Below are 20,344 nucleotides of genomic sequence, written 5' to 3' on the forward strand. Positions count from 1 at the left end.
GCTCGCGTACCAAAAGTACGCTCCGCTCCGGTTCTCGAAATCCATCGTTTTCGGCTCGGCCTGACCTGAATCTCAGCGCACCTGTTGCGCGTGCATCCGTCGCCTCGGAAAAAAATCTTTCCATAACCCCAAGGATTGGCCATTAGCCTTCGTCCAACAGGCAAATGATGGCGATGATGCTGGATGAAAGCGAAGCCTCCGACGCCGAATTGATCGGGCGGGCGAAGGGCGGAGACAGGGGCGCCTTCGGCAAATTGCTGGAGCGGCACTACGACTTCGTCTATCGCGCCGCCTATCGCTGGTGCGGAAAGAAGGCCGATGCCGAAGACATAGCCCAGGAGGTCTGTGTCCGTCTCGGCAAGGCGATCCGCGACTACCGCGGCGGCGGCGCGTTCACGACATGGCTCTATTCCGTGACGTTGAACGCGGCGCGCGACATGATGCGCAAGACCACGCGCGAAAACGTCAAGACCGAGGCTTTCGGCGCCTACAGCATGATATCGGGAGAGGCCTCGGCCGAACCTGAAGATCCCACTGAGGCGCTCTGGGCAGCGGTGCGGCAATTGCCGGACAAGCAGCGCGATGCAGTACTTCTGGTCTATGGCGAAGGTTTGAGCCATGCGGCCGCCGCCGAGGCGATGGCAATCTCGGAGACGACGGTTTCCTGGCACATCCATGAAGCGAAGAAACGGCTGAAGACGTTGATTCGTTCAGCCGGGGAAGTGTGACCATGGTCGACGACAACGAACTCAACAGGCTGCGCGACGCAGCAGTACCGGCGCCGGGCGAAAGCGCGAAGGCACGCGCCTTCGAAGCCGCCATGAGCGCCTATGATCAGGAAAATATTTCTGCCGTCACCCAAGGATCGGTCGGCGGGCTTCGTCTCACAGAGCGAGCACAAAAGCTCTGGAGCGAGATCATGCAAAAGAAACTCATCGCCACGCCAGCCATTGCCGGGCTCGTCGCCCTGCCGATCGCCGGATACGCCACCTTCCACATGCTGAGGGAACAGCCGTTGCCGTTCGGCGGCGACGAGAAGATCACCGAAACGCTGGCCGACAAGCCGGCAACCAATGGGCCGGCGATCAACGCGCCGGTAAAAGAAAAGCAGGCGCCTGAAGGCGACAAGAAGGCCGACGCCGATGTGCGAAGCCGCGACACCACTACGCCGCTTACGCCACCCGCGCCGCCGAAGCCCGAATCGACCGTTGCTGTCGCCCCTGCGCAGCAGGATGCGCTGGGGCGCGGCGTGTTGGCCGAGCCTGCGCCAGTTGAGAGCCGCGAGTTTTCGCTTGACGGCACCGCTGCCCCGGCCGGCGGCGCGCGGGTCGACCGCATGGCCGGCGCGACCGAATCCAAGTACCTGGCGCAGCCTTCGACGATGCCGGCCGACCAGATTGCGTCGCAGGAGCCAAACCGCGACCGCGTCGAGGATTTCAAGACCAATCCGGTGCATGCAGCCCTTCAGGATCCGGTCTCGACCTTCTCGATCGACGTCGACACCGCTTCCTATTCCTTCGTCCGCGGCTCGCTGAAGCAGGGCTACCTGCCGCAGGCCGATACGGTCCGCGTCGAGGAGATGGTCAATTACTTCCCCTATGACTGGAAGGGTCCGGACTCGGCTTCGACGCCGTTCAACTCGACCGTCAGCGTCATGCCGACGCCGTGGAACGGGCACACCAAGCTGATGCACGTCGCCATCAAGGGCTTCGACATCAAGCCGGTCGAGCAGCCCAAGGCCAATCTGGTGTTCCTGATCGACGTCTCGGGTTCGATGGATGAGCCGGACAAGCTGCCGCTGCTCAAGTCGGCTTTCCGGCTGCTGGTCAGCAAGCTCAAGGCGGACGACACCATCTCGATCGTCACCTATGCCGGTGACGCCGGCACCGTGCTGATGCCGACCAAGGTTACCGAGAAGGACAAGATCCTCAACGCCATCGACAATCTGTCGCCCGGCGGCTCGACGGCCGGCGAGGCGGGTATCAAGGAAGCCTACAAGCTTGCCCAGCAGTCCTTCGTCAAGGACGGCATCAACCGTGTGATGCTGGCCACGGACGGCGACTTCAATGTCGGCCAGACCGATGACGACGATCTGAAGCGACTGATCGAGCAGGAGCGCAAGACCGGCGTCTTCCTGTCGGTGTTCGGCTTTGGACGCGGCAATCTGAACGACCAGATGATGCAGACCATCGCCCAGAACGGCAACGGCACCGCCGCCTATATCGACACGCTGGCCGAGGCTGAGAAGGTTCTGGTCGAGGATGCCTCCTCGACGCTGTTCACCATCGCCAAGGACGTCAAGATCCAGGTCGAGTTCAATCCGGACAAGGTCTCGGAGTACCGGCTGATCGGCTATGAAACCCGCGCCTTGAACCGCGAGGACTTCAACAATGACCGCGTCGATGCCGGCGATATCGGCTCCGGTCATTCGGTGACCGCCATCTACGAGATCACGCCGAAGGGCAGTGGCGGCGAGCAGATGGATCCGCTGCGCTACGGCCAGGCCGCGGTCGACAATGGCGGCGTCGCCAACGCCGACGAATATGCCTTCGTGAAAATCCGCTACAAGCTGCCGAACGAAGACGTCTCGAAGCTGATCACCACGCCGGTGACGTCGGCCAACGAGGTCGCGTCCTTCGACCAGGCCAGCACCGACCAGCGTTTCTCCGTCGCTGTCGCCGCCTTCGGCCAGAAGCTGCGCGACGAGGATGCGACCGCGAAGTTCGGCTACGACAAGATCATGGAGATTGCCACCGCCGCCCGAGGAGCCGACCCGTTTGGGTACAGGTCCGAGTTCCTTTCGCTTGTGCGCCTTGCCTCGGCGCTCGGCGGTAACCGGTAGTGGCAATACAGCCGGTTCCTTTCAGACGGGGGTCGTTCTGATACGGGGAACCGGCTACGGGCGGGTGAGGCAGGCCGGCGGGGGAAACCCTGCCGGCCTTTTTTTCGGATCGATTGATCCGAAGCGCACAGATGATCCGCCTGATCGTTAAATTGCGCAGCTTTTCCGGAACGTCATCGCAATGCCCTGCTATTATTGCATGGGGTCGGGACTGGGCTTGGGGAGCCGGGAATTGCAGATCATGAACATTGGAAACACGACGCCGGCGGTGAGACACACGCAGGCGTCGGGAACGCTGTCGCCAGAATCCAGGCGCATCATGGATGACGTCGACGCAGCCCGGAATACCGCAAAGTCGGCGCTGACCAATGACCGCTTTCGCGTCATGCTGGAGCAGATCGGCAATCCGCAGTCGTCGGGTGACCTGGTGACGATGAATGAAAGCGCCGACAGCACCGCCCTGGATTTCAAGACGGCGCTATCGCGTTACGCTGAAAACAGCGAATAAGTTCGATATCAGGCCCGGGTGCGGCGGCGTTCGCGGCGGGCTTCGCTGGTCTCGGCGGTGTTTTCCGTCGCCACCTTGTTGCGCATCGGACCGATGCGCTCGACGATCGCCGCGACGGTCGGGCGTTCGGATTTGGTGTGCGCGTCGAGCGCCTTGCGCATGGCGGCAAGGTGCTGGAACGACGTGCCGCAGCAGCCACCGATGATCTTCGCGCCGCCATCCACCGCCAGCCGGACATAGTCGGCCATCAGCTCCGGCGTGCCGGAATAATGGATCTCGGTGCCACGAAATTCGGGAATGCCGCAATTGCCCTTGACGATCACCGTCGCTTCCGGCTTCGCCTCGGTCATGTCGAGCAGCGAGGCCAGGATGTCGGAGGCGCCGACACCGCAATTGGCGCCGACACCGAGCGGTGTCTCTGAAAGTCCGTCGACGACGCCGTGGATATCCCTGGGCAGCAGGCCCATCATGGTGCGGCCGGCAGTGTCGAACGAACCGGTATAGGTGTAGGGCAGGCCGACGCGGATGGCGGCCTCCGCCGCGGCGCGGATTTCGTCCGGCGCAGACATGGTCTCGATCCAGGCGACTTCGGCGCCGCCTTCCTTGAGACCCTCGATCTGCTCGGCAAAAGCCTCGACTGCTTCGTCATAGGTCATGGCGCCGAGCGGCACCAGCAACTCGCCGGTCGGACCGACCGAGCCGGCGACGATGACTTTCCTGTCGGCCTTGTCGGCGACCGCGCGGGCAATCTCGGCGGCGCGCTTGTTCAGCGCATGCACGCGGTCCTGCGCATGATGCAGCTTCAGCCGGTGGCGGGTGCCGCCGAACGAGTTGGTGAGGATGATATCGGCGCCGGCGTCGACGAAATTCTGGTGCAGGCTGGTGATGGTGTCGGGCGCTGTCTCGTTCAGCAACTCGGGCGCTTCGCCGGCCTCCAGACCCATGGCGAACAGATTGGTGCCGGTGGCGCCATCGGCGAGCAGCACGCCCTTTTCGGCCAGCAGAGCATCGATGGGATTGTTCGCGGTCATCGGATCGACTTTCAGATATTTGAATGGAATAAGGATATAAAGAAGTCTTTATGTCCAGTCAATGTGTTTGCGACCGGCAATGCCGCGCGGCGCACCTTTCCGGGGCGTTGGGGATCAGGCAGAACCCGATGGAAATGACGCGCCGGCCAGATTGCGCGCGTAGGCGGCGGCCTCATGCGGGTTGATGTCGGCGGCCCGGATCAGATTGTCGAAATGCTGGGTCAGCGCCTGGACCGGCTGGGTGGCGTTCAGCACGACATACATGTCGCCGACATAGATGGCGGCGCGATAAGGGCCGAAGATGGTCAGCGGGATGGAATAGCGCATGCGGCCGTCATAGAGGAACAGGCGGAAGGTGGGGTAGAGATCGTCAAGCAGCGTCGCCATATGGGCAAGCTGCTGCCGGCGGTCAGCCTCGGGAAAGCGGTCCCAGACGCCCAGGCCGCGGGCAAAGATCTCAAGCGTATGGCGCGGCATGCAGACCTCCATGTCGGTCTCAGGGCGCCGGTTGTACTCGATGCGGTACTGCGTCTCGCTGGCCTGCGCCAGACGGCTGCGGTTGGTGATGTTGGCTTCGTAGTCGACCAGCTGGCGTGTGCGCAGGAGATCGGGAATGCCGGCCGGCACATAGCGGATCTTGGTGCCTGCGGCCTCGGCGAACCATTTGGCGAGCAGCGTGCGGTCGAAGCCGTCGGGCGCCTCTTCGATCTCCAGGCTTTCGCGGATTTCGCCGGTGACGCCTTCATCCTGGGAGAGGCCGAGCAGCCAGTCCAGCGAGATCTTGAATTCGGCGGCGATGTTGAGCAGCGTTTCGGCACGTGGCAGGCGCGTCGAGGCGCCGGACATCAGTTGCGACAGCGCCGACCGGTCGATGCCGACTGCTGACGCGAAAGCTGACTGGTTGAGATCGGACCGTGTCAGGAGCAGCTTCAGGCGCTCCCGGAAGATTGCCGAAAGGTCCCGTTTGTCCACTGTTCGTTCTCCGCACTCTCTTAGGAAAAATTTGCGCCCGAGCCGTCGAATCAGCACTTCCAGCGTAAATGAATCCGTAGGGTTGTTTACAATGTATAACATCTGCGGTCAAAAATGCGCAATCGCAACATTTTGTACACTTTGTCTCGTTGAGCGGAATCGCTTCTCCTGACACTATGCTGTCAGGAACCAATTCCGGCGACTGAGGGACAGTGGTCGATAGCATGACAGGCAAGCGCATCAAGCGACGCGACGCAGCGGCCATCGAGTGGCCGACCGTGGTCCTCGCTGTCTTCTGTTACGGAATGTGGCTCGCTGCCGGGCTCCTGCTCTGGCCCTCTTATCCGGTCCTGGCACTTCTTCTCCTCGGCTTCATCCTGGCCTTGCAGTCGTCGATCATGCACGAAGTGCTGCATGGCCATCCGACGCGCAGCGCGCTCATCAACGAAGCCTTCGTCTTCCTGCCGATCGGCCTGGTCTGGCCGTTCCGTCGCTTCAAGACGCTCCATTTGCGCCACCACGCCGACGAGCGCCTGACCGATCCGCTCGACGATCCCGAGAGCTATTACCAGGCGTTGTGGATGCATAACGATCTGCCGCCGACGATGAAATTCCTGCTCAAGATCAACAACACCATGGCCGGCCGTTTCTTTCTCGGCCCCTGGCTGTCCTGCATCGGTTTCTTCGTCGACGACGCCAGGCATGTGATTGCCGGCGATAAGATGATCGGCAAGGCATGGCTGCTGCATGCGATCGGCCTCGCCATCGTGGTGCCGATCGTGCAGTTCGGCTTCGGCATTCCGGTATGGCTCTACATTCTGGTGCCGGTCTGGCTCGGCCAGTCGCTGATCGCGGTCCGGACTTTCGCCGAACATCAGTGGTCCGAGCACCCTGAAGGACGCACGGTGATCATCGAGCGCTCGCCGCTGTCGTTCCTGTTCCTCAACAACAATCTGCACTTCGTTCACCACAAGACCCCGACCGTTGCCTGGTACAGGCTGCCAAAACTGTTTGCCGACCGCCGCGACGAGTGGCTGCGGATGAACAATGGCTACGCCTATCCGAACTATTTCGCACTGATCAAGGCCTACGCCTTCAAGGCCAAGGAGCCGATCGTGCACCCGGTGCTGCGCCGCCAGGCCGAGCCGGGCAGGGCGTTCAAGCCGCGCATCAGGGCGCGCAGCATCAGCGGGCTTGGCAGCGCGCCGGTTCCGGCCGAGCCGCCGAAGGAATAATCCCCGGACTTCCCGAACCCGTGTCGGCCAATTCTGATTGGACGCCGCGTTTTTGCGATCCTTTCCCGAGCCATGATGATTGAGTGTCGGCATGAGTGATTTGGTTGCGGCATTGCCGATGTATGACTGGCCCGAAGTGCGCGGCGAGGTCGACGCGCAATGGGCAGCGTTGCGCGATGCTTTTCGGCACAGGGGCGTCGATGGGCCGCAGAAAATCGTGCGCCGCAATGGCGACCTGCCGCCGGTGCCGGGCGGTATCCACGACGCCGAGGGCAGACTGATCGCGCCCGATCCGGCGATACTGCCGCCGGACGAACTCGACCATCACCAGCTTTGGCTGCATCCGGCGCTGCTGTTCGCGCAGACCTGCTGGGGGCCGATGGAACTCGGCCTGAGCAAGCATGTGCAGGTGGTCGGCCAGCCGAGCTACGACGCTTACGAAGGCGGCCAGGGCGAACTCTATTCCAGCGCGCTGGTGATGCGCACAGGCGAGGGACCGGAGGTTAGCTCGCCGGCGGATGGCAAAGCCTTGCTGCCGCTCGATCTGATGCGTGGCAAGCGTTTTACCTACAACAGCCTCGATTCGATGTCGGGCATCATCGCGCTGACGCGCGACCTGCAGGCCGCCGGCGAGAGCATGGATATGTTTCCCTCGCGCAGCGAGAGCCGTGGCCATCGCGGCTCGATCGTCGCGGTCGCCGAGGGCAAGGCGGATATAGCTGCCATCGACTGTGAGAGCTGGGCGCTGGCGCAGCGTTTCGAGCCTGCGGCAAACGCCGTGAAGGTCGTCGGCTGGACGGCAAGGCGCAAAGGCCTGCCCTACATCACCGCCAGGACGACGCCGGAAAAGACGCTCAAGGCTCTGCGCGAGGCGCTTGCCGGATCAGCCGAGCAGCCTCGCATCCAGCTTGTAGGTTGAAAGCTGCTCGTTACCGGTCGCGGTGATCAGGATCTGTTCCTCGATCTTGACGCCCTCATGGCCGCCGAGACGGCCGATATAGCTTTCCACGCACAGCACCATTCCCGGCTCCAGCGCGCCGTCGGGCGTGTCCGGCGTCCAGTCGCTTGCATGCGGCAGGGTCGGGTACTCGTCGGCGAGGCCGACGCCGTGATAGAGCACGCCGTAGCGCGCCGGGAAGCAATCTCCCGGCGCCACCACCGAGCGTTCGACCAGGTCGCGGAAGGATATGCCGGGCTGCATCAATTGCGTGTTGTGGGCGATCTGGTCGGCGGCGATGTGGAAGAGGTCCCGTTGCTCGTTCGATGGTCTCGCATCGCCGCAAAGCCAGGTGCGGGAGAGATCGGCGCAGAAGCCGTAGGGGCCGATCAGGTCGGTGTCGAAGGCGACGAGGTCGCCTGCTTCGATCACCCGCGATGAGCATTCCTGGAACCACGGATTGGTGCGCGGTCCCGAGGCAAGCAGCCGGGTTTCGATCCATTCGCCGCCGCGCGCAATGTTGCCGCGGTGGAGTTCGGCCCACAATTCGTTTTCGGAAATGCCCGGCGTCAGCGCCTTCTCCATTTCACCCATCGCCGCTTCGCAAGCGACGATTGCGCGGCGCATGGCGAGGATCTCGTCCGGCGATTTGATCAGCCGCGCATTTTCCATCACCGCTTCGCCATTGCCGATCGAAATGCCGAGGCGGGCGAGTTCCTCGACGCCTTCCGGGTTGATGTGGTCGACCGCAATGCGGCTGTTGCCGCCGCCATGCTCCTTGACCAGATCGGCGATGCCGGCCGCCCAGCGGCGGACTTTGTGCTCGGTCAGCTCGCCGCCATAGAGATACATCCACGACACTGCCGGCCGCACCTCGTCGACGACGCCGGAATGATCGGACAGATGCTCGCAGGAGAAATAGTCGAACAGCACCACGGGTCCCTCAGTGGCGACGAAGCAGTGGCGGGTCGGATTGTGCGCGACCCACAGCTGCATGTTGGTCGAATCGGTGGCGTAGCGGATGTTGACGGGGTCGTAGAGCAGCGCGCCGGCGTAGTTTCGGCGCCTCAGTTCGGCGCGGAGGCGCTCGAGCCGGTATTTGCGCATCGCGGCAAGATCGGGCGCGGCGATGCCTGCCGCTTGCCATTCGGCTTCAGCCAGCGCGCCATAGCCCAGCACATGCTGGTTCAGCGACGCCGCCTTCTGGCGCGATGTTTCGCGCAAGGCTTCGACGGAGCCGGGCTCGAACGGCATGATCTTGCGATGACGACCGAACCCTTGTTTCTCCACCCGACGCCTCCCTGCCGACTTACTGTGGCGCTGCGCCCGCGGCCGCTTTCTTCAGCCGCGTGACCGTCAGCGTGCGGGTGGGCGGCTCGCTGTCGAACAACATCGGAACGACCAACTGCTGCGGCGAGCCGTCAGCGACATAGCCGGCCTCGCTCAAGGCCCGCAGGATGCCCTCGGGAGGTTCCTTGTCATTGGCCATCACGAGCACCGCCGGCTCGATCAGCAAATGGCCGAAGTCCGGCATCTCGTCGTCGAGCACGACCAGATCGGGATCGACAAGACGCAGATTTCCCACCCAGTGCCAGCTCGATATCGCCGTGCGAACCGGACCGTTTGCCGTCAGCTGGCCATAGAACGACTGGTAGTCGACACGCACGATGCTGCCGCGGCTGTCGCCGCCATTGAGGTGCGTGTACCAGGTCACCGGCAGCACGAGGATTGCAAGCGTTGCGCCGACAAAGACGACGACGTCCTGCACCTTCCTTCCCTTGTCGCCTCTGGCATCCATCCGCAAGGCCAGCGCGACCGGCAGCAACACAAGAATGGGAAGCATCCAGCGATCGCGAAATTGCGTCGTCCCGCTCGCCAGGACGAGCACGATGGTCATCGCCAGGGCAAAAGCAATGGTGCGCCACACCAGTTTCTCGGTCCATGGCGCCGGTTGCAGAGCCGGCGCCGGCTTTTTCCATGCGATGAGCAAAGCCGCGACGAATATGCCGGCCGGCAACACGGCGAAATACAGGATAGCCTTGCCCAGTCCGCGCATTCCGTAGAATGCGGTTTGTATGGCGCTCTCTCCTCTGCCCATGCCGAAGCCGCCGCTGTGCGACAGCAACTGGTCGGTGTAGGTCAGGTTCCAGTAGAGCGTCGGCAGGCAAAGCAGCACCGCCACGACAAGGCTGATCGAAAACCGGCGGTTGAGGATGACGCCGCGCGTTTCGCGCAGCGACAGGGTGGACAGCATCAGCGCGCCGAGAAAGATCGCGTTGTTGTATTTCGACAGGATGGCGGCGGCCATCGCCACGCCAAACAGCACATAGGTGGCCAGCGAACGCCGCTGCACCAGTTCAACGAGCGCAAGAAACAGCACCACTGAAAAACAGAAAGCGGCGATCGAGTGGGTGAGGGCGTGCTGCATCTCCCACACCATCTGCGGAAACAACAGCAGGCCGAACAATGCGGCGGCGCCAGCGCGGCTGGAATAGCCCAGGCGGCGGACAGCGATGAAAACCGACGCCAGCGCCGCTCCGATCAGCAGGTACTTCACGATCTTGAGCGCCAGGATGTTCGTTCCGACCACGACGGCGACGAGGCGGGCAAGCCAGGTGTAGAGCGGCGGCTGCGAGCCGCCATAGCCAGCCCAGAGGTAGCGCATGTACATCAGCTGTTCGGAATCGTCTACGCCGACACCGGTTCCCACGACATGGGACAGCAGCGCCATCACCACGATCTGGACGACGCAATAGACCGCGACGCAGACCAGTGCGGCGTTGAAGGGACCGACCTTGCCTTCGCCGAGCCAGTCCGTCCATTTCTCTAGATACTGCAAGGGGATCGTCTTCTCATCGAGGGAAAATGCCTGCGGCCAACTGCCGAAGGCCCCTTACACGATCTCACGCTCCCTGTCGCCTTTTCAGGTCCGCATCTTCTCGCCGCTGGGGTCGAAGGGCGCCTCGACATTGATGCGCGCCGGACGCCGGTGGCCGAGGATCTCGATCTCGAACAGTCCGGCACTTTCGTCCTCGGCGAGTGCCGCCGGCACATAGCCCTGCGCCATCGATTTCTGCACATAGTGCGCGTAACCGCCCGAGGTGACCCAGCCGACCACGCGCCAGTCGCCGTCGACGATGCCGCGCACGGCGGAAGCGCCTTCGGCAGCCTTCGAGCCACGCACTTCCTTGCCCGCCATGTCGAAGCGCGGCGCGCCATAGCCATGCGGCTTTTCCACCGTGCCATAGTCCTTGCCGACCTTGGCCCAGATCGGCTCGTCGCCCATGACATCGGCGTCGGCCGCATCGATGATGAAGGAGACACGGCGCAGTTTCGGTCCTTCCGCCTGTTCCTTGGCGGCGGCCTCGCGGCCGATGAAGTCGTTCTTCTCCAGCTTGATGAAGCGGTCCATCCCGCCTTCGAACGGGCCGTAGATCGGGCGCAGCTCGCGGTACCAGGTCGGGAAGTTCTTCTCCAGGCGCATGGAGAGCAAAGCGCGCATGCCGAAATCGACGAGGCCGAACTCCTCGCCGGCGTCCTTGATCGCCTTGTAGACCAGACGCTCATAGGCCGGCGCCATCCAGATTTCATAGCCGAGATCGCCGGTATAGGTGATGCGGTTGACCATGCAGGGCGCGCCGCCGACCGCCATTTCGCGGAAATCCATGAAGCGGAAAGCTTTCGTCGAGATGTCGACATCGACCAGCTTCTGCAAGAGGTCGCGCGATTTCGGCCCGGCGATCGACAGGCCGACGAGCGTCTGATCGAAGCGGTGGATGCGCACCGAACCATCCTTCGGCAGGTGTTTCTCGAACCAGCGCATGTGGTATTTCTGCGCGGCGGAAGAGCCCCAGATCATAAATCTGTCTTCGCCTGCCTTGGCGATGGTGAAGTCGCCGATCAGCTTGCCGAATTCGTTGATCATTGGCGTCAGCACGATGCGGCCGATCTTCGGCATGCGGTTGGTCATCAGCCGGTTGAGGAAATCCTCAGCCGCAGGTCCCGACACTTCGTATTTGGCGAAGTTGGCGATTTCGGTGACGCCGACGCGTTCGCGCGTGGCGCGCACTTCCTCGCCGATAGGACCGAAATCGTTTGAGCGGTGGAAGGAGACGACGTCCTTCGGCTCCTTGCCCTTCGGCGCGAACCACAGCGGGGTCTCCAGGCCCCAGCTATCGCCCATGACGGCGTTGTTGGCGAGCATCGTGTCGTAGAGCGGGGTGGTTTGTGCAGGGCGCGCAGCCGGCAGCTCTTCATTGGGGAAGCGGATGGAGAAGCGGCGCGAATAGTTTTCGCGCACCTTTGCGTTGGTGTAGCGCAGGCCGGCCCACTCGCCGAAGCGGGCGACATCCATGCCCCAGACGTCGAAGCCGGGATCGCCATGCACCATCCAGTTGGACAGCGCGAGGCCGACGCCGCCGCCCTGGCTGAAGCCGGCCATGACGGCGCAGGCGCACCAGAAATTGGTCAGGCCCTGCACCGGCCCGACCAGCGGATTTCCGTCAAGCGCGAAGGTGAAGGGGCCGTTGATGATCTGCTTGATGCCGGCTTTCTCGATGCCGGGGAAATGCTTGAAGCCGATCTCCAGCGACGGCGCGATGCGGTCGAGGTCCGGCGGCAGCAGTTCATGGCCGAAATCCCACGGCGTATTGACCGGCGACCAGGGTTTGCAGGCTTTTTCATAGGTGCCGAGCAGGATGCCGTTGCGCTCTTGGCGGGTGTAGATCTCGCCCTTGAAGTCGAGCACGCCGATCATCTCGCGGCCGGTCGATTTGTTGAACTCTTCGACCTCGGGCATCGGCTCGGTGAGCAGGTACATGTGCTCCATGGCCAGCACCGGCAGTTCGACGCCGACCATGCGGCCGATCTCGCGCGCCCACAGGCCGCCGCAGTTGACGACATGCTCGGCGTGGACGGTGCCCTGTTCGGTGACGACGTTCCAGGTGCCGTCAACTTCCTGCGTCAGTTCGACGACGCGGTTGCGCAGCACGATCTCGGCGCCCAGCTTCTTGGCCGCTTTGGAGTAGGCGATCGTCGTGCCGGAGGGATCGAGATGGCCTTCGACCGGATCCCACATGGCGCCGACGAAATTGGTCTCGTCCATCAGCGGGAACATCGCCTTGGCTTCGGAGGGCGTGATCAGCTCGGTGTCCATGCCGAGATAGCGGCCCTTGGCGTGGGCCAGGCGCAGAAAATCCATGCGCTCGGGCGTATCGGCCATCATCACGCCGCCGGTCAGATGCAGCGAGCAGGACTGGCCGGAGATTTCCTCGATCTCCTTGTAGAGCTGCACCGTATAGGCCTGCAGCTTGGCGACGTTTGGATCGCCGTTCAGCGTGTGGAAGCCGCCGGCTGCGTGCCAGGACGAGCCGGAGGTGAGCTCGGACCGCTCGATCAGCATGATGTCGGTCCAGCCGGCCTTGGCCAGGTGATAGAGCACCGAGCAGCCAACGACGCCGCCGCCAATGACAACCGCTTTAACGTGAGATTTCATGAGAGATAGGTCCGTTTTTTAAGAGATTGAATCGAATGGGCGTGGCGTGAAAACAAAGCGGAGATCGGCCGCAGCGACGTTCTCGGCCAACCTGCCATCAAGCGCGGCAAGGATGGTTTCGCTGACGGAAGTGCGATGGTTCAGGACGTCATGGTTCCAGAGACGCAGGATCGAATGGCCTTGCGCGCGCATGAAATCGTCACGGCGACGGTCATAGGAGCTGCCGGCGTGTTGATGGCCGTCGATTTCCACGACAAGCCATTTTTCGCGGCAGGCGAAGTCTGCAAAAAAGGGTCCGATGGAAAACTGGCGGGTGAAGCGATAGCCGCCAAGCTTGCGCGCCTTCAATTCAAGCCATAGCAATGCTTCCGCCTGATTGCCGCCTTGCCTCAGCGTTCGCGCGCGTTGGGTGGTGCCCATCTTGCGGCGACTGCGGGTTTCATGAGCGCCGTCCCCCACTCCGTCGCCGCTTCGCGGCGCCACCTCTCCCCCCTCCGGAGGGAGAGGAAGGGAGCCAGCCCGCATAAATTCGCGCCCTTGCATAGGCTCGCGCCTTTCCTCTCCCCCGTCGATCGGGGGAGAGGTGTCGAGCGAAGCTCGACGGAGNGCTCGCGCCTTTCCTCTCCCCCGTCGATCGGGGGAGAGGTGTCGAGCGAAGCTCGACGGAGTGGGGGTCGACTGTTCATCAACAACATTGATCAAAAATCGGTCGGCGCGCCGCCTTCGGACGTGCGCTTTTCGACGAAGTCGTTGAGCTCTTCGCGAATTGCCGGGTCCATATAGGGTTCCTCGTAGGATGCCAGCCGCTCCTTCCAGACCTTGTTGGCCTTTTCCAGCGCGGTCGGCGATCCGGCTTCGGCCCAGGTCTCGAAATTGCGCCAGTCGGAGAGGATGGGCGAGTAGAAGGCTGTCTTGTAGCGGTCCTGCGTGTGCTGGGTGCCGAAGAAATGGCCGCCGGGGCCGACCGACTGGATGGCGTCGAAGCCGAGCGCTTCGTCGGACAGGTCGAGCGGGGTGAGGAACTCGGCCACCATCTGCAACAGGTCGATGTCCAGGATGGTCTTCTCGTAGGAACAGCGCAGGCCGCCTTCGAGCCAGCCGGCGCCGTGCATCATCAGATTGCCGCCGCCCTGGATGGCGCCCCACAGCGAGAACACGCTTTCATAGGCTGCCTGCGCGTCGACGGTGTTGGCGGCGCAGGTATTGGAGGTGCGGTAGGGGATCTTGTAACGGCGGGCAAGCTGGCCGCCGACAAGCTGCGCCTTCATATATTCAGGTGTGCCGAAGGCCGGCGAGCCTGACTTCATGTCGACATTCGAGGTGAAGCCGCCATAGCCAACCGGCGCGCCCTTTCTCACCATCTGGGCAAAGGCGATGCCGGACAGCGCCTCGGCATTTTGCTGCACCAGCGCACCGGCGATGGTCACCGGCGCCATCGCGCCGGACAGGGTGAAGGGCGTGATGACGACGACCTGACCCTTGCTCGACATCTGGATGATGCCTTCCATCATCGGCACATCCAGTTTCAGCGGCGAGTTGGTGTTGATGATGGTGAAGACGGACGGCTCTTCGAGCATCTGCTCATGGCTGATGCCGCGGGCGATCCTGGCGATCTCGATGCCGTCGACATTGCGCTCCTTGCCGAGCGAATAGATGTGGAACACCTTGTCGGTCAGCGTGGCGAGGTCGCGGATGCATTCGAGGTGGCGCACCGACGGGTGGATGTCGGTCGGCTCGACCGGATAGCCGCCGGTGCAGTTCAGGATGTTGTGCATCTGTGCCAGGCGCAGGAAGTTGCGGTAGTCCTGCTGGTTGCCCGGACGGCGGCCGCGATCGAGGTCGGAGCAGTTCGGTGCCGACGCCATCATCGACAGGATCACATTGTTGCCGCCGAAGCGCACATTGTGCGCCGGGTTGCGGGCATGGAGCGTGAATTCCGACGGGCAGTTGGAGATGAGATCGAGGATCATGTCGCTGTCGAAGCGCACGCGCTCGCTGCCCTCGCGGACATCAGCGCCATTTTCCTTCATGATGCGGCGCGCTTCGTCATGCAGCACGTCGACGCCTATTTCCCTCAAGACGCGCAGCGAGGCGAGGTGGATCGATTCCAGCTCGTCGTCAGAGACCAGCTTGGTCGGCGTTAGCGGATTTCTCAGTTGCCGAAAAGCCGGCTGTTCGAAGGCGGCCGAGCCGCCGGCGCGCTTGCCCGCACGGCCACCGCGACGGGCACGGTCGGTTGCCAAAGGCGGTTCGGCTGGATGCAGGGCGGCGGTCATGATGGTCCTCGTACGATGCTGGTAGCGGGCGGCATAATGGACCGGCGGCTGTCCGGCGATTGCGGAGGCGGCGACCACTAGGACGAGGGAAGCGACATGCCCGAACGGCAGTCCGATAGCTGACAACCTTGCCGGGGATTGGCGGACAGGACGCGCCCACTTCGGCTCTTGGCGCAAGGGGATTTCAGGCGCGGCCCTTCCTTTCCCTAAATCGAACCGCTAGCTCAGTGGTTTGCCGCTGGATGGGCCGGCAATTCATGTGGAAGGCATCATGGCTGCGACCGGTTCGAGCGATGGCGAAGCGGGGACGCAATGGGCGGCGCTTGCCGGCGTAACTGCCGCCCTCGCGATGTTCGGTGCGGCGCAAGGGCTGAGCTCGCCGCTGTTTACGCTGCTGATGCAGAAGCAAGGCATGTCGCCGGCGCTGATCGGCTTGTCGGCAGCGATGATGCCGCTTGGTCTGATCCTTTCGGCCTCGTTCGTGCCGGCAGCCGTTCGGCTGGTCGGCGCGCGCAACCTGGCTGTGGGTTGCTCATTGATTGGGGCGCTGTGCTTCCTCGGCATCGGCTACCTGCAGGACTGGGTGGGCTGGTTCGTCATCCGCTTCATCATCGGTATCGTCATCAACCCGCTCTATATACTGGGCGAAGTATGGGCGCTGTCGCTGGCGCCGCCATCGCGCCGCGGCAGGGTGATGGGGGCATTCAACACCGTGCTGGGCGCTGGCTATGCTGCGGGGCCTTTGGTCCTGACCGCGGTAGGGATATCGGGCTGGGTTCCTTTCCTGGTCGGCATGGCCGGCTTCATCCTGTGCGCCGCGATCCTTCGTGCTGTTTCGTCAAGCCTCGCCGGCTTCGAGGATGACGGCCAATTGCCCGGCGGCTTTTTCGGTTTCGCCAGGCTGGCGCCGGCGCTGTTGTTTGCCGTGCTGGTTTCGGCGGCGGTCCAGCAGGGCACCTACGCATTGATGCCGGTCTTCGGTGCTGCCTATGGCCTGCCCGAAAGGACGCTGGCGGCCCTGGTGATGGCACTGTCGCTGGGAAACATCTTCCTGCAAATCCCGCTCGGCCTGCTTGCCGAGCGTTTCGGCGGGCGGGCGATGATCATCTTCTGTGCGTTGGTGACAACGGCCTGCGCGGTTTTGCTGCCGTTGCTGATCACGACGCCGGCGATCTGGCTCGTCCTTCTCGTCATGGGAGCGGTCGGCTATGGCGTCTACACCATGGCGCTGGTGGAGCTCGGCAGCCGCTTCAAGGGAACCGTGCTGGTCGCCGGTAACGCCGCCTTTGCCTTGATGTGGGGCGCCGGCGGCATTGTCGGCCCGCCCGGCGCCGGTGCGCTGATGCAGGTCATCGGTCCGCTCGGCCTGCCGGTGGTAATCGCCGGACTCGACGCGCTGCTGGTGAGCTTCGCGCTCTACCGATCGTTCAAGCGCCAAAACTCCTGACGGCCCAAAAGCTCCTGACAGGCCTTGTCTGGAGCAAACGGTTTTTCGCGGGGCGGGGCTTACCCGCGTCGGACAGAAAAGCTAGTCCTGAACCTGGTTTAGGTGCCAATGGTGAACCTGGCGGAAGCTGACAACGAGAAGATGCAGTGGGCGGCGATCAGCGGCGTGATCGCGACCGTCTCGGTGTTCGCCATCGCGCAAGGCCTGTCCTATCCGCTGCTGAGCTTCATCCTGCAACGCCAGGGCGTTTCGCCGGCCATCATCGGGCTCTCGGCGGCAATGACGCCGATCGGCTTCATTGTCTCGTCGCCGCTGATCCCGGCACTGGCGCGCCGGTTCGGGGCAGGGCGCACCGCGCTTACCTGCGCGGCGCTTTCGGCGATCGTTCTGGCGCTGATCGGGTGGATGCAGAATGTCTATCTGTGGTTTCCGCTGCGCTTCCTGATCGGGGTGGTGACCAATCCGCTCTATGTCTTGAGCGAAATCTGGGTCATTGCACTGGCGCCGCCATCGCGCCGCGGTCGCGTCATGGGTGTCTATTCAACCATCATCTCGGCCGGCTTCGCTGCCGGGCCGCTCTGCCTGCTCGCTGTCGGCACCGTGGGATGGCCGCCATTCCTGGTGGGGATCGCCGCCTTCATCTTCTGCGGCGCCTGCCTGGGGCTGGTGCTGCCGCGACTGCCGAAGGTCGACGAAGCCGGGCGCAGGGTTTCGGTCATGGGCTTCATGCCACTGGCATGGCTATTGCTGTCGGCGGTGGTCGTTGCCGCCGGTTTCGAACAGGGCGTGCTGGCGCTGCTGCCGGTCTACGGCACGCACTATGGCATCGCGGAAGCGCGCATGTCGGCGCTGCTGTCGGTGATGATCGCAGGTAATATCGCCATGCAGGTGCCGCTCGGCTTGCTGGCGGAACGGCTGACGGCGCGGCTGGTGCGATTCGTCTGCGTCGTGGTGACGGTGCTGGGCTGCGTGCTGCTGCCGCTGCTGATCGAGACGCCGTTGATCTGGCCTTGCGTCTTTATCTGGGGCGCGGTCTCCTATGGCATCTACACCATGTCGATCATCGAACTCGGCGAGCGCTTTACCGGCTCGGCGCTGGTCGCCGGCAATGCCGCCTTCTCCCTGATGTGGGGCATCGGCGGCATCGTGGTGCCGTCGCTGGCGGGTGGCGTCATGGATGTGATCGGCGCCTCCGGCCTGCCGATCACGCTGGGCACGATTTGTCTGGCACTGGCTGTGGCCACGGTCCTGCGCCGGCGGATGGTTTGAGGCCGCATTCCCCCGATGACCTGACGTACCATCTTGAATAAAACCGCTTGCAACGCGATGTAGGCAGGGCTGCCCGCCACTAGCCTGGAGACCATGCGTGACCCAATCGACGACAAAACGCCAGACGGATGCCACCGCGGAGGACAAGTTCCTCTGGTTGGAGGACCGGACCAGCAAGGAATCGCTCGACTGGGTGCATCGCCGGAACGAGATCACCATGGCCGAACTGCAGGGCGATCCGTCCTACCAGGCGGCGTTCGAGACGGCGCTCGACCTGATGACGGCCGAGGACAACATTGCGGTCGGTGCCGCGCTCAACGGTCAAGTCTATAATTTCTGGCAGGACAAGACCAATGTGCTCGGCCTCTGGCGCCGCACGACGGTTGCTTCCTACAAGACCGAGAAGCCTGTGTGGGAGACGATCATCGACTTCGACGTGCTGTCGGCCAAGGAGGGGGTGAAGTGGGTGTTCAGCGGCGCCAGCCGCCTTTACCCCGATTTCAACCTTTGCCTGGTGGCGATGTCGCCGGATGGCGGCGATGCCAGCGAGATGCGCGAATTCGACATCGAGACCAAATCCTTCATCGAGGGCGGCTTCCGCGCTCCCGCCTCGAAATCCGGCTTTTCCTGGCTGGACAAGGACACGGTCATTGTCTCGGCTGCCTTCGATGAAGACGACAAGACCCAGTCCGGTTATCCGCGCGTCGTCAAGCTGTGGAAGCGCGGCACCCGGTTGGAGGAGGCGACGCCGATCTTCGAGGCCGAGAAGCAGGATCTCGCGGCCGGCGCGGGGGTCGAGCATGATGGCGACAGGCAGTATTTGTTTCTGGCCCGCACGATCGCCTTCTTCTCCTCGCACAGTTTTCTGCGCCTGCCGTCGGGCGAAAACCGCCGCATCCCGTTGCCGGACGATGTCACCGACAGCACCCTGTTCAAGGGTCGGTTTGTGTTCGGCGTGCGCAGCCCGTGGACGGCGCCGGATGGCACCGAATGCCTGCCGGACGGCCTCTATTCCCTGGATTTCGAACGCTGGATCGACACCGGCGAACTGGGTCCTGTCGAAACCATGCTTCAGCCGGCGCATCGCGTGTCGATCGCCGGCATTGCCCGCACGCAGGACCGGCTGTTCATCAACCTGATGGACAATGTGCGCGGCAAGGTCATCGTCGCCCAGCGCAGCGGCGACCGCTGGTCGCTGAAGCCGGTGGCGCTGCCCGAGAACGGCAATGTCGGCATCGCGCATGCCGAGCATTTCGGTTCCAGCGTCTCCTTCTCCTTCACCGATTTCCTGACGCCGAGTTCGATCATCTGGTCGGACGATAACGGGGTGACGCTGGCCACCGTGAAATCGCAGCCGGCGCGGTTCGACGCCGCGCCGCTGGTCTCCGAACAGTTCGAGGCGCGCTCGAAGGACGGCACCATGATCCCGTATTTCGTCGTCAGGCGGCGCGACCAGAAGGGTCCGGTACCGACGCTTCTCTATGGTTATGGCGGCTTCGAAATACCGCTGCTGCCCGGCTATGCCGGCGTGCGCGGCAGGCTGTGGCTGGAGAAGGGCAATGCCTATGTGCAGGCCTGCATCCGCGGTGGCGGTGAGTTTGGGCCGGCCTGGCACCAGGCGGCGCTGAAGGGCAATCGCCAGACTGCCTTCGACGATTTCGCCGCGGTGGCGCAGGACGTCGTCAGGCGCGGCATCGCCACGGCTGCTTCCCTCGGCATCCAGGGCGGCTCGAATGGCGGCCTGCTTACCGGCGTTTCCCTGACGCAGCATCCCGAACTGTTCGGCGCCATCATCATCGAGGTGCCGCTGCTCGACATGCTGCGCTACACCGAACTGCCGCCAGGCGCCTCGTGGATCGGCGAATATGGCGATCCGGCAAAACCGGAAGAAGCCAAGTGGCTCGCCGCCTATTCGCCGTACCATCATGTCTCGGCCGATGCCGTCTATCCCCCGGTGCTGCTCACGACATCAACCGCCGACGACCGCGTCCATCCCGGCCATGCCCGCAAGATGGCGGCGAAGCTGCAGGAAGCAGGTCACGGCAAGACGTTGTTCTTCGAGGAGACGGAAGGCGGCCATGGCGGGCGCGGCGACCGCCGGCCGCAAGCGGCGCAAACCGCCATGAAATACGTGTTCCTGCAAAGGGTATTGAGCGGCACCGCTTGAATTCCGGGCCTCGGGCGGCATAGACTGCCGCCATGGTCTACATGAGCACATCCGGCGCCTTCGGGGTCGCGGTGACACCGTCGCCGCGCACGCTGCGCGCCGAACTGCTCAGGCTGTGCGCTCGCATCGGCTATTCGCCGCCCGCCGTCCTCTGACGAAGTCGCCC

16 protein-coding genes are annotated in these 20,344 nt (G+C 63.4%); 9 read left to right on the forward strand and 7 right to left on the reverse strand.

Going from position 1 to position 20,344, the window contains the following annotated elements; genetic code table 11:
• The first annotated feature begins 167 nt into the window (after positions 1-167).
• From X757_RS157580 to X757_RS157570, 3 genes are all read left to right on the forward strand, one after another.
• A complete protein-coding gene (locus X757_RS157580; RefSeq protein WP_023688122.1) occupies positions 168-728 on the forward strand; it encodes an RNA polymerase sigma factor in 561 nt (186 codons plus the stop codon).
• Between the two features lie 2 nt (positions 729-730).
• Complete coding sequence (locus X757_RS157575; protein WP_023725604.1) at positions 731-2,842, forward strand: VWA domain-containing protein; 2,112 nt, start codon at positions 731-733, stop codon at positions 2,840-2,842.
• A gap of 241 nt (positions 2,843-3,083) precedes the next feature.
• Complete coding sequence (locus X757_RS157570; protein WP_023753429.1) at positions 3,084-3,350, forward strand: hypothetical protein; 267 nt, start codon at positions 3,084-3,086, stop codon at positions 3,348-3,350.
• Positions 3,351-3,358: 8 nt separating this feature from the next.
• On the opposite strand, the gene bmt is transcribed toward X757_RS157570, so the two are convergent.
• Together bmt and X757_RS157560 are read right to left on the reverse strand one after the other, a co-directional pair.
• The gene (gene bmt, locus X757_RS157565; protein WP_023725605.1) at positions 3,359-4,381 is read right to left on the reverse strand and encodes a betaine--homocysteine S-methyltransferase; all 1,023 of its coding nucleotides are present in this window, start codon (positions 4,379-4,381) and stop codon (positions 3,359-3,361) included.
• A gap of 114 nt (positions 4,382-4,495) precedes the next feature.
• A complete protein-coding gene (locus X757_RS157560; protein ID WP_023681768.1) occupies positions 4,496-5,353 on the reverse strand; it encodes a helix-turn-helix domain-containing protein in 858 nt (285 codons plus the stop codon).
• Between the two features lie 224 nt (positions 5,354-5,577).
• Here X757_RS157560 and X757_RS157555 point away from each other — a divergent pair, with 224 nt between their 5' ends.
• Together X757_RS157555 and X757_RS157550 are read left to right on the forward strand one after the other, a co-directional pair.
• The gene (locus X757_RS157555) at positions 5,578-6,588 is read left to right on the forward strand and encodes a fatty acid desaturase (RefSeq protein WP_031251153.1); all 1,011 of its coding nucleotides are present in this window, start codon (positions 5,578-5,580) and stop codon (positions 6,586-6,588) included.
• 91 nt (positions 6,589-6,679) lie between these two features.
• Positions 6,680-7,507 carry a phosphate/phosphite/phosphonate ABC transporter substrate-binding protein gene (locus tag X757_RS157550; protein ID WP_023725607.1) on the forward strand — a complete coding sequence of 276 codons (828 nt, stop codon included), beginning with the start codon at positions 6,680-6,682 and terminating at the stop codon, positions 7,505-7,507.
• Here X757_RS157550 and X757_RS157545 read toward each other — a convergent pair.
• From X757_RS157545 to X757_RS157525, 5 genes are all read right to left on the reverse strand, one after another.
• Positions 7,472-8,779 carry a Xaa-Pro peptidase family protein gene (locus tag X757_RS157545; RefSeq protein WP_023725608.1) on the reverse strand — a complete coding sequence of 436 codons (1,308 nt, stop codon included), beginning with the start codon at positions 8,777-8,779 and terminating at the stop codon, positions 7,472-7,474. The two genes, X757_RS157550 and X757_RS157545, sit on opposite strands and share 36 nt — an antisense overlap.
• Before the next feature lie 55 nt (positions 8,780-8,834).
• Entirely contained in the window at positions 8,835-10,364 is a 1,530-nt protein-coding gene (locus tag X757_RS157540) for a glycosyltransferase family 39 protein (protein WP_023725609.1), read from the reverse strand.
• A gap of 84 nt (positions 10,365-10,448) precedes the next feature.
• The gene (locus X757_RS157535) at positions 10,449-13,019 is read right to left on the reverse strand and encodes an FAD-dependent oxidoreductase (RefSeq protein WP_023725610.1); all 2,571 of its coding nucleotides are present in this window, start codon (positions 13,017-13,019) and stop codon (positions 10,449-10,451) included.
• An 18-nt stretch (positions 13,020-13,037) separates the two neighbouring features.
• The gene (locus tag X757_RS157530) at positions 13,038-13,502 is read right to left on the reverse strand and encodes an endonuclease domain-containing protein (protein ID WP_156933415.1); all 465 of its coding nucleotides are present in this window, start codon (positions 13,500-13,502) and stop codon (positions 13,038-13,040) included.
• Positions 13,503-13,717: 215 nt separating this feature from the next.
• The gene (locus X757_RS157525; protein WP_023700316.1) at positions 13,718-15,295 is read right to left on the reverse strand and encodes a trimethylamine methyltransferase family protein; all 1,578 of its coding nucleotides are present in this window, start codon (positions 15,293-15,295) and stop codon (positions 13,718-13,720) included.
• Between the two features lie 271 nt (positions 15,296-15,566).
• Between X757_RS157525 and X757_RS157520 the strand changes: the two genes are divergently transcribed.
• From X757_RS157520 to X757_RS157505, 4 genes are all read left to right on the forward strand, one after another.
• Positions 15,567-16,742 (forward strand): MFS transporter, encoded by a 1,176-nt coding sequence (locus tag X757_RS157520; RefSeq protein WP_023725612.1) that lies wholly within the window; start codon positions 15,567-15,569, stop codon positions 16,740-16,742.
• 108 nt (positions 16,743-16,850) lie between these two features.
• Positions 16,851-18,011: an MFS transporter gene (locus X757_RS157515; protein WP_031251161.1), complete on the forward strand. Its 1,161-nt coding sequence runs from the start codon at positions 16,851-16,853 to the stop codon at positions 18,009-18,011.
• Positions 18,012-18,108: 97 nt separating this feature from the next.
• A complete protein-coding gene (locus X757_RS157510) occupies positions 18,109-20,178 on the forward strand; it encodes a prolyl oligopeptidase family protein (protein ID WP_023725614.1) in 2,070 nt (689 codons plus the stop codon).
• 32 nt (positions 20,179-20,210) lie between these two features.
• On the forward strand, positions 20,211-20,333 hold the full coding sequence (locus X757_RS157505) for a hypothetical protein (protein ID WP_023670422.1): 123 nt from the start codon (positions 20,211-20,213) through the stop codon (positions 20,331-20,333).
• Positions 20,334-20,344 lie beyond the last annotated feature (11 nt).

It is taken from the genome of Mesorhizobium sp. LSHC412B00, from assembly GCF_000503035.1.
Lineage (GTDB): Bacteria > Pseudomonadota > Alphaproteobacteria > Rhizobiales > Rhizobiaceae > Mesorhizobium.